A 10,285-nucleotide genomic window follows, 5' to 3' on the forward strand; every position below is an offset into this window, starting at 1 on the left:
CCGGGCCTGAGCCTTGATCCATCATCAATGCAGGGGTCTACTGCGCCTGATTGCTCCGCAGTGGCACACGCAGTTCGACGCGCAAACCATCAGGTTGGCTGTCAAATGTCAGGGAGCAAGCGCAGCGCTGAACAATGGCCTGGACGATGGCCAGGCCCAGGCCGCTTCCAGGGCTTTTACCATTGCGCCAGAAGCGTTCGGTGAGGTGCTGCAGGTCCTCGCTCGCAATGCCAGGGCCGTGGTCTCGCACACGGAAGCAGGCGGTATGCGCATCGGTCTCAAGGCTCAGCTCGACCTGTGCCTCTGCAGGCGTGTGGCGCAAAGCGTTATCCAGCAGATTGCGCAACGCGGCGACGGCCAATACCGCAGGCATCTCCACCGCCGCGAGAGAGAGATTCTTCGGCATGTGCAGCTCGATGCGCGAACTGTCGCCCAGGCTAGCGTCATGGATAGCCAGCCGCGCAACCTCTTCAGCGCTGCACTGCACCCCATCATCAAACGACAGACTGCCCTCCACCCTGGCCAGTAACAGCAATTGCTCAAGGGTTCGGTGCAGACGGTCGGCACCCTCTTCCGCGTGGGCCAATGAGCGATCCCGCACAGGGCCTTCGGTCATGCGCGCCACTTGCAGGTGGGTTTTGATAGCGGTCAGCGGGCTGCGCAGTTCATGGGCGGCATCACCGGTCAGGCGACGCTCGCGCTCAAGGGTTTGGGCGATGCGCTGGAACAATTGATTCTGGGTGTCCAGTAACGGCTGCAGCTCGCTGGGCAGATCGGGGACGTGCAGCGGCTCGACGGAATCCGCACTGCGCCGCTTCAAGGCATCGCGCATTCGATTGAGCGGCGCCAAACCCTGACCAATGCCCAGCCACAGCAACGCCAGGCTACCGAACAAGGCCACCGCCACCGGCACCGACGCCGCGAGCAAGATGGAATGCTGGAGGGTGTCGCGTTCAGCCTGTCGATCTGCCGTGGTAATGCGCAGATCACCCTGGGTCAGGGTGAAACTGCGCCAGTGTTCGTCATTGATCATTTGATCGTGAAAGCCCGACTGCTGGGCGTCGAGGGCCTGATCGGGGTCGGCATGACTGCGCACCAGCACCTCCCCCCGCAGCGAACTGACCTGGCACGCGAGCCCGCCGGGAATACCCAGTTGCTCGGCACTCAGTGGCGTGCCGTCACTTTTCCCTGGCGTCGGCAACTGCTCAAGCAGACCGGCAACCATGTGCGCCGACGCGCCCAGACGCTGGTCGAGGGACAGCATCATCTGGCTGCGCAAATCGCAGAGCATCCAGGCCGCCGCCAGGGCCCAGATCAACACGAACACCGACCCGAGAATCAGGCTCAGGCGCACCCTTAAACTCATCATGGCGCCTCCGGGCCGGTGCTCTTGGCATCCGCTGGACCGAGGCGATAACCCAAACCACGCACGGTTTCGACGATCGTGTGGCCCAGCTTTCGGCGCAAATGGTGGATGTGCACGTTGAGCGCATTGCTCTCCACTTCATCGCCGAAGCCATAGACGCTGTCCTTCAATTGCTCGCTCGACAGCACCCGACCGTGGTTATGCAACAAGGCGTGCAACAGCGCCTGTTCGCGACGGGAAAGGTCCACCGGCTGCCCGGCCAGCAGGGTTTCGCGGCTGCTGGGGTCATAGGTCAGGCAGCCATGTTCGATCAGGTTCACCGAGCGCCCCGCCACGCGACGGATCAGGGTATGCAAGCGAGCGCTGAGCTCGCGCAGGTCGAAGGGTTTGAGCAGGTAATCGTCAGCCCCCGCCTGCAAACCGGCGACCCGATCAGTCACCGTGTCCCGCGCCGTGAGAATCAGCACGGGCAACTCAAGACCGTTCTGGCGCAACTGGCGCAACAGCGTCAGGCCGTCTTCATCGGGCAAGCCGAGATCGAGAACCAATACATCGAACTGCGCCGCCAGCACCATCGCCCGCGCAGCCGCCGCCGTGGCGACATGGTCCACCGTCAGCCCCTGGGCATTAAGGCCCGCGACAATGCCGCTGGCGATCAAGTCATCGTCTTCGCAGAGCAATACGTACATGGTGGACTCGGGAAAAAAAGCCATTAAAGCAGAACACGATTAACCCGCGATTAATGATCCCGTGTCCACCCATCCCGGTAAGAGACTCCGCAGTGTCGAAGACAGTACTCACGCCAAGCCATTAACGCTCGCTTAATCGACAGGCCGCATCCTTGCCGCATCTGTCACTTCAAGGTTTTTTTGTTCATGCGGATTTTTTGGCTGTTTATCTTTTACCTGATACCCGCCCTGGCCCAGGCACTCCCGAGCACCGACCCTTTCGCTCAGGCGGACTTTCTGCCCGCGGACAAGGCGTTTACGTTCAGCTCCAAGCGCCTGGCCTCGGGCGAGACGCGCCTGCACTGGCGCATCAGTGAAGGGTATTACCTGTATCAGCAGCGACTGAAATTCGAGGGCTTGTCGCCGGAAAACAGGCCCGCGCTGCCTGAAGGCGAGGCCCACAGCGATGAGTATTTTGGCGAACAGGAGGTCTATCGCACTACCCTGGCGCTACTGATCCCCACCTCCGCCAGCGGGCAAGTGAAACTGAGCTGGCAAGGGTGCGCCGACGCCGGGCTGTGTTACCCACCGCAAAACAAAGTGCTCGACCTGGGCGGCAACAGCGACGTCAATCTAGGCATTCCCCAGGCGCCGGACCAGGCACTGGCGAGTAGCCTGCAGCAACGTGCACTCGGCTGGAGCCTGTTGATTTTCTTTGGCCTGGGCCTGCTACTGGCCTTTACCCCCTGCTCGTTACCGATGCTGCCGATTCTGGCCGGCGTGGTGGTCGGCAGTGGTGCGAGCCCCAAACGCGGGCTCGCCCTGGCCAGCAGTTATGTGCTGAGCATGGCGCTGATCTACGCAGGTCTCGGTGTACTGGCCGCGCTGCTGGGCGCCAACCTGCAAGCGCTGTTGCAACAACCCTGGTTGCTCGGCAGTTTCGCCGCGCTGTTTGTCATTCTGGCGCTACCGATGTTCGGCCTTTTCGAACTGCAACTGCCCGCCGCCCTGCGTGATCGACTGGAAAGTGCCGGGCGCCAGCGTCAAGGCGGGAGTCTGGTCGGTGCCGGGGTGTTGGGTGCCTTGTCCGGGCTGATGGTCGGCCCTTGCATGACCGCACCGCTGGCCGGCGCGTTGCTCTACATCGCACAAAGCGGCAATGCGCTGCACGGCGGTCTGGTGTTGTTTGCCATGGGCTTGGGCATCGGTGTGCCGCTCTTGCTGCTGGTCACGGTGGGCAATCGCTTCCTGCCGAAACCGGGCGCCTGGATGAACCTGCTCAAAGGCGTGTTCGGCTTTCTGTTCCTCGGCACCGCGTTAATCATGGTACGACCGCTGCTGGATGAGGCGCTGTGGGTCGGGGTGTGCGGTGTTCTGCTATTGGTCGCGGCCTATGCCGCCGTGATGCAGGCTCGGCAACTCAAACGCGCCGCGATCCTGTTCGGCCCCGGCGGACTGGTGATCGGGCTCTGGGGAGCCTTGATGCTGATCGGCGCGGCAGGCGGCGCCGAAGATCCGTTGCGCCCATTGCAGGTATACAACGCCACGCAGGGGGCAACGGTGCAAAACGCCGTTGAACATAGCGCGTTCACCACAGTCAATGAACCCGAAGCCCTTCAGCGCGAACTCGACGCCGCAAAGACGCAAGGTCAATGGGTGTTGCTCGACTACTATGCCGACTGGTGCGTGTCCTGCAAGGTCATGGAGAAACAGGTGTTCGCAAAACCCGAGGTGCTGACTGCATTGAAAGAGGTACGCCTGCTACGCCTGGATGTTACTGCCGACAACGCCGCCAGCCGCGAACTCCTCAGTCGCTATCAAGTACCGGGGCCGCCGAGCCTGCTGTGGATAAGTCCAACGGGCGAAGAGCGGCGTGACCGACGCATCACCGGCGAGGTGGACGCCCAGCCCTTTTTGCAACACTGGCAAGCAACCCGGGAGCGTGGCTGATGTTGAGTGTCTCGATTGGCCCCTTCGCCCTCGCGATGAACCACGTGCTGCTGATCGTCGCCCTGGGGTTGGCAACCCTGGTCGGCTGGCGTGTCGCCAAACGTGGCGGCGTCAATCCCGAATCAGCGCTCTTCAGCCTGTTCGTGCTCGGTCTACTCGTCGCGCGGCTGGGGTTTGTGATCGCTTACTGGCCACAGTTCCGCGAAGAACTCTGGCAGATCATCGACATTCGCGACGGTGGCTTTCTGATCTGGCCCGGCGTGCTGGCAGTGATACTCGGCGGCCTTTGGCGCGGCTGGCGTCAGCACGCATTGCGTCGACCGTTGGGCCTGGGCTTGAGCAGTGGTTTACTGTTCTGGTTGCTGGCAACCATGGGCCTGAACATCTACCAGGAAAGCGCGCGCCTGCCAGAGATGACCTTGCGCAATGCCGCCGGAGAGTCGGTGCAACTGGCCAATTACACAGGCAAACCGTTGGTCATCAACCTGTGGGCAACGTGGTGCCCACCGTGTCGCCGGGAAATGCCGGTGCTGCAAAAGGCACAGGCAGAACGCGAGGACGTGGTCTTCCTGTTCGTTAACCAAGCCGAAAGCCAGCAGACCGTCGCAGGCTTTATCGCCGACCAAGGCCTGCATCTGCGCAACGTGCTGTTCGATGGCAGCGGCAAACTGGCGCAAAGCGTCGGCTCCATGGCCCTGCCTACCACCATTTTCTATACCGCCGATGGCCGCCTGCGCGGCAGCCACCTCGGCGAACTGTCCAACGCCAGCCTGGCGCGCTACCTCGATAGCGTCGACAGCAATGCGCCCTCTTCACGCTCAAGGACTATCCCATGACATTACCCCGTCACTTTTTAGCCGTTTCCATCAGCCTGATCGCCCTGCAAAGCTCGCTGCTGCACGCCGAAACATGGCCCGAACCGATCCGGGCGCTGGAAGCCAAGGGCGCGCGCATCGTCGGCAGTTTCGATGCCCCGGATGGCCTGCGTGGGTATGCCGCCGAGTATCAGAACCAAGGCATGGCGTTCTACCTGACACCGGATGGCAAACATGTGCTGGCCGGCAATCTGTATGACGAAAAAGGCAAGGACTTGAGCAAGGCGCCGCTGGACAAGCTGGTGTATGCACCAATGGCGAAAGAAGTCTGGAACAAGATGGAGAACAGCACCTGGATCGCCGACGGCAGCAAGACCGCGCCCCGAGTGATCTATCTGTTCAGTGACCCGAATTGCCCTTACTGCAACATGTTCTGGGAGCAGGCACGACCATGGGTCAAGGCTGGCAAAGTACAGTTGCGGCACATCATGGTCGGTATTATCCGCGAAGACAGCGCCGCCAAATCCGCCACGCTCCTGGCCGACAAATCCCCCGAAACCGCGCTTAACGCTCACGAAAGCGCTGGCAAAAGCAGCCCGCTCAAACCCTTGGCAACCATCCCGAAAGAGCTCCAGACCCAGCTCGACGCCAACCTGAAATTAATGACCGACCTGGGCCTGTCCGCCACCCCGGCCATCTTCTACCTCGACGACCAAGGCCACCTGCAACAGCAACAAGGCGCACCATCGCCTGAGACGCTGAGCACAATAATGGGGCCCAAATAACCCTGGCAGGATATGGAACTGACTTGCCTGCGAAAAGGCCGGGGTCGCGTCCGACCAGGAGGACCTTCATGTGATGGTGAATCCAGCTATTTTGCGACTGCTTCGCAGCCGATTCGCAGACAAGTCTGTCTCCTACCAGATGCGGCCAGGGCGGGACAGTGGACACAATGCTTTTGATAGGTAGGAGCTGACTTGTCTGCGAATAAGCCCGGCACGGGCTTCCAGCAAGCACGGCAGCGCGGGATTTTCCACAGAGGTCAGCGGCGTTTCAACGTCACCGAAGGCAACTCACCAAATTGATTCTTGTAGTACTCGGCGAAGCGGCCCAGATGGAGGAAGCCGTAATCCAGAGCGATTTCGGTCAGGTTGCGCACGCCGTGACTCGGGTCGGACAAACTGGCCTGGATGCGTTCGAGCTTCTTGCTGCGGATGTAGTTCATCGGCGTGGTGCCCGCATGGCGTTCGAACAGCGCATACAGCGACCGAATGCTCATGTGGCTCAACTGCGCCAGTGACTCGACAGTGATGTCTTGCTTGAGGTTTTGCGCAATGTACTGGGCCAGTCGTTCGAATGGCGCGGACTGCACGTCAAGCGTTTCGCGGTTGACGTTGGTGCCCAGTAGGGAGAGCAGTTTGCTCGCAATAATCTGGGTGTAATGCTCACGAACCCGAGGCAACACCAGGTCCGTTTCCGCTTCCTGACAGACCAACCCCAACAGGCTCATAAAACCATCGAGCTCGGCCAGGTTATGGCGATTGGAGGCAAAACGGATGCCTTCGCTTGGCTTATGCCAGCGTAACTCGGCGCAGGTCAGGTCGAGCAAAGGCAGCGGCAACTTGAGAATGAATTTTTCGCAATCGGCGGAATACATCAGGTCCACCGGATCGTCCGGGTTAATCAACAGCAACTCGCCCGGCGCGAAGTAATGCTCCTGCCCATAGGATTTGGACAGGCACTGACCCCGCAGCAGAATTTGCAGGTGATAGATGGTTTCAAGCGCGGGAGACGTCACGTGGACACTGGCGCCATAACTGATGCGGCACAGGTCGAGACTGGCGAATTTAGTGTGATTAAGACTGGCCTGCGGCCTTGATGTTGCAGGCAGCCGGATGCAGTGGGAACCGACGTGCTGATTGACGTATTCCGACACCGCGTAAGGGTCGGCGCGCTCAAACACCATGCTCTTTTCGTTAAGCAGAAGGCTTTGCATACACCACACACCCATCTTTTTTTGTAGTTGCTCACAGTGCCCGGAAGATCCGGGCATTGGCACTATAAGAGGGTACTGGAGATAGCGGGCAAACAACAGACGACTGTCCGATCACCGAACACTCTCTGCAATCAACTGATAGCCGGGCAACTGTCCAGTGAATGTTTGATGCAGCATGTTGCGCATCCATGTAAAAATGACATACACCATCTCATGAGCCCTAAACGGGAGGCTCCAGCAATGCGCTACTCGGAAGACCATAAAGCCCAAACGCATCAACGAATCGTCGAGGAAGCGTCTGCGCGCTTTCGGCGTGATGGCATCGGCGCCACAGGCCTGCAACCGCTGATGAAAGCCTTGGGCCTGACCCATGGCGGCTTTTATGCTCACTTCAAATCCAAAGATGACCTGGTCGAACAATCCCTGCGCAAGGCTGCCGACGATCTTGCTGATCACTGCAACAATCTTTTCGCAGAGGAAAGCCCGCTGGTAGCCTTTATAGACAGCTACCTGTCGTCAGAGCACCGTGCTTCGCCAGATAAAGGCTGCCCGCTGCCGACCATGTCTGCGGAGCTGGGCCAACGCGGACAGGCCAGTCCGACGACCGATGAAGTTATCCAGTCCCGGCTCAAGTCCATCGAAAACACCCTGCCCGACCAAACTCGTGCCCGCGAGCAAAGCATCGTCATGCTCTCGACCCTGGTCGGTGCATTGCTACTGTCGCGCAGCGCAAATGACCCCGAGCTGTCCGACCAAATCCTCGACACCACGCGTGAGTGGCTGAAGCAGCAAGCCACCGCTTGATTATTCACTGACACACCCCGCCGCTTCTGGCCGACAGGCCGTGGGAGCTGACTTGTCTGCGAAGGCCATACGCCTCGGATCGCCTGCCCCTCCAGGTTGTCTGACCTTCGCAGCGGGACGCGTAGCTACTAGTCAGCGTCTACAGAATAGACATCGCCCCACCCCCTCAATCGTGCCAACGCCGAAACAACACGCTCGCATTGACCCCACCAAACCCGAACCCGTTGGACAAGGCATATTCAATAGCCATTGGCCGTGCCGCGCCGTGGACGATATCCAGGCCCTGCGCCGCTTCATCGGGATTGTCGAAATTGAGGGTGGCTGGCGCAATTTGATCGCGAATCGCCAATGCCGTAAAGATCGCCTCGATCCCGCCCGCCGCGCCGAGCAAATGCCCGGTGGCTGACTTGGTCGACGTCACGGCAATCGACGCCTGATCACCAAACACCGCCTTGATCGCCGCCATCTCCCCCTTGTCGCCCACCGGCGTGGACGTGGCGTGCGCATTGAGATGCTGGATCTCGGAAGGTTGAATCCCCGCCTGACGAATCGCCGCCTGCATGGAGCGCCGGGCCCCGCTGCCATCTTCCGGCCCCGCGGTCAGGTGATAGGCATCAGCCGTGGTGCCATACCCCACCAACTCGACAATCGGCTTAGCCCCACGCGCCAACGCATGTTCCAGCGACTCAATCACCAGAATCCCTGCGCCCTCACCCATCACAAACCCATCGCGGTCACGATCAAACGGACGCGACGCACGCTCCGGCGTGTCATTGAAGGCACTGGACAACGCCCGCGCCGCCGCAAATCCGCCCAGACTCACGCGATCAATCGCCGCCTCAGCACCGCCGCAAACGGCAATATCTGCCTCGCCACAACGAATCATCCGCGCCGCATCGCCAATCGCCTGAACACCCGCCGCGCACGCCGTCACAGGCGCGCCCAGCGGCCCCTTGAAACCATGCTGGATCGAAACATTGCCTGCTGCGAGGTTGACCAGAAACGAAGGGATCGTGAACGGCGACAAACGACGCGGGCCACGGCTGTCCGTGATCCGAACCGCCTCGGCAATCGCACTGAAACCTCCCACACCAGAACCAATGATGGTCGCCGTGCGCTCCTGAGCGTCTTCGCTGTCAGCAACCCAACCTGCCTGAGCCACCGCCTCCTTGGCCGCCGCCAGTGCGTACAGAATGAAGCGGTCCATCTTCTTCTGCTCTTTAGGCGGCGCAGCAGCGTCCACGTCGAACCCTGCCTCGGCGTCATCGGCGATCAACGGCACAACGCCACCGACCTTGCCCGGCAGATCGGCCACCACCTCTTCCGATAACCGAATCACCCCGGAACGGCCCGCCAACAAGCGTTGCCACACCGCCTCCACGCCACTGCCCAAAGGTGATACCAGGCCCATGCCCGTCACTACGACTCGGCGTTCGCTCATGCAATAACCCTCGACTTTAAAATAGAAGCTCAAGCAACCGGAGCTTTGTAACGAGCCGCCGCACTGCTCAAAGACAAACCAGGACCCAGCGCACCACGGGCCGCCATCGCAGCCTCCCAGTCCGCTGCATTCGCCAGAGAAGGAATGGTCACCCGTTCGCCCTGATCAAAACCCGCCAGCGCAGCATCCACCATCTCGCCGACCTCCATCACCATCTCCGGCGGAAACTTATTCACATCCATCCCGCTACGCTCCCAGATCTCAGTACGCGTTGCACCGGGCAACACAGCCTGAACCTGTACACCCAACGGACTGATCTCCTCACTCAACGACTGGGTAAGACTCAACACATACGCCTTCGTCGCCGCATACCCCGCATTGAAACGCTCAGGCATCAACGCCACCACCGAACCCACATTAATGATCGCGCCGCGCCCAACCGTGGAAAACCCCTGCGCCGCTGCCGACGCCAAATGTGTCAACGCCACCACATTGAGCTGAATCATACGATCCACCCCCTGCAGATCCGCCTCGGCCAACGTACCGGCAAACGCCACACCTGCGTTATTGAGCAACAGCGAAATAGACGCATCGCCCCGCAAACGCTGCTCGACCTTCAGCAAATCAGCCGTATCGGTCAAGTCCGCCTTCAGGACCTCTACCTTTACACCCGTTTCGCTGCGCAGTCGCGTTGCCAAGGATTCGAGGCGATCCAGATCGCGCGCAACTAACAACAAATCGTAGCCGCGTTTGGCGAAACGGTCGGCATAAGTAGCGCCGATACCAGAAGAAGCGCCAGTGATCAGGGCCGTGCCTTTTGCGTTCAAGGTGCTCATTGCAATTCTCCTGGGCGCTGAAGGCCCCGTAGCGGAAGACGCATTTAATATTACGCTCGTAATTTTCTAGATTATATGTCAACCAACATCAAACGTGTCAAGACACTACAGGGAATGGATTCTGCCGGGGGCATAGGAGCTGACTTGTCTGCGAATAAGCCCGGCACGGGCTTCCGGCGGGTTCGGGTCTAACCCTGTAGCCATGATCATCTGCTAGCGGGTGTTGGATCGAGGTGCGGCAGGTGGACCGGCGCTGAATGGTCTTCGCTGACAAGTCAGCTCCTACAAATAATCCTATATTTCAAATGGTTACCGATTTTTTGATAGGGCGGTCGCGCATCCAGGTAGATACCGTCTTGACCCTCAATGAGCAAGCGCCAGTTTTGGGTCAAACGGCTTCCCCGACTTA

General features: G+C 60.1%; 9 protein-coding genes. 4 read left to right on the forward strand and 5 right to left on the reverse strand.

The window, feature by feature from the left end:
• Window positions 1-37: 37 nt before the first annotated feature.
• Both K0F75_RS09865 and K0F75_RS09870 read right to left on the reverse strand, forming a co-directional pair.
• Window positions 38-1,369, reverse strand: a complete 1,332-nt coding sequence (locus K0F75_RS09865) for an ATP-binding protein (protein ID WP_219061677.1) — start codon at window positions 1,367-1,369, stop codon at window positions 38-40.
• Window positions 1,366-2,055 (reverse strand): response regulator, encoded by a 690-nt coding sequence (locus K0F75_RS09870; protein WP_219061678.1) that lies wholly within the window; start codon window positions 2,053-2,055, stop codon window positions 1,366-1,368. The genes K0F75_RS09865 and K0F75_RS09870 overlap by 4 nt, the downstream gene beginning before the upstream one ends.
• 186 nt (window positions 2,056-2,241) lie before the next feature.
• Between K0F75_RS09870 and dsbD the strand changes: the two genes are divergently transcribed.
• From dsbD to dsbG, 3 genes are read left to right on the forward strand one after another with little or no spacing between them, the layout of a single operon-like run.
• Complete coding sequence (dsbD, locus tag K0F75_RS09875; RefSeq protein WP_219061679.1) at window positions 2,242-3,984, forward strand: protein-disulfide reductase DsbD; 1,743 nt, start codon at window positions 2,242-2,244, stop codon at window positions 3,982-3,984.
• The gene (locus K0F75_RS09880) at window positions 3,984-4,820 is read left to right on the forward strand and encodes a TlpA family protein disulfide reductase (RefSeq protein ID WP_219061680.1); all 837 of its coding nucleotides are present in this window, start codon (window positions 3,984-3,986) and stop codon (window positions 4,818-4,820) included. The genes dsbD and K0F75_RS09880 overlap by 1 nt, the downstream gene beginning before the upstream one ends.
• Window positions 4,817-5,584, forward strand: a complete 768-nt coding sequence (dsbG, locus tag K0F75_RS09885; RefSeq protein WP_219061681.1) for a thiol:disulfide interchange protein DsbG — start codon at window positions 4,817-4,819, stop codon at window positions 5,582-5,584. Before K0F75_RS09880 ends, dsbG begins: the two co-directional genes overlap by 4 nt.
• A 257-nt stretch (window positions 5,585-5,841) precedes the next feature.
• Here dsbG and K0F75_RS09890 read toward each other — a convergent pair whose 3' ends face one another.
• On the reverse strand, window positions 5,842-6,795 hold the full coding sequence (locus K0F75_RS09890) for an AraC family transcriptional regulator (RefSeq protein WP_219061682.1): 954 nt from the start codon (window positions 6,793-6,795) through the stop codon (window positions 5,842-5,844).
• A gap of 240 nt (window positions 6,796-7,035) precedes the next feature.
• Between K0F75_RS09890 and K0F75_RS09895 the strand changes: the two genes are divergently transcribed.
• The gene (locus K0F75_RS09895) at window positions 7,036-7,599 is read left to right on the forward strand and encodes a TetR/AcrR family transcriptional regulator (protein ID WP_219061683.1); all 564 of its coding nucleotides are present in this window, start codon (window positions 7,036-7,038) and stop codon (window positions 7,597-7,599) included.
• Window positions 7,600-7,765: 166 nt separating this feature from the next.
• On the opposite strand, the gene fabF is transcribed toward K0F75_RS09895, so the two are convergent.
• Window positions 7,766-9,040 carry a beta-ketoacyl-ACP synthase II gene (fabF, locus tag K0F75_RS09900; protein WP_219061684.1) on the reverse strand — a complete coding sequence of 425 codons (1,275 nt, stop codon included), beginning with the start codon at window positions 9,038-9,040 and terminating at the stop codon, window positions 7,766-7,768.
• A gap of 29 nt (window positions 9,041-9,069) precedes the next feature.
• The gene (locus K0F75_RS09905) at window positions 9,070-9,876 is read right to left on the reverse strand and encodes an SDR family oxidoreductase (protein WP_219061685.1); all 807 of its coding nucleotides are present in this window, start codon (window positions 9,874-9,876) and stop codon (window positions 9,070-9,072) included.
• Between the last annotated feature and the right edge of the window lie 409 nt (window positions 9,877-10,285).

Source organism: Pseudomonas sp. UMAB-08, from assembly GCF_900095225.1.
Lineage (GTDB): Bacteria > Pseudomonadota > Gammaproteobacteria > Pseudomonadales > Pseudomonadaceae > Aquipseudomonas.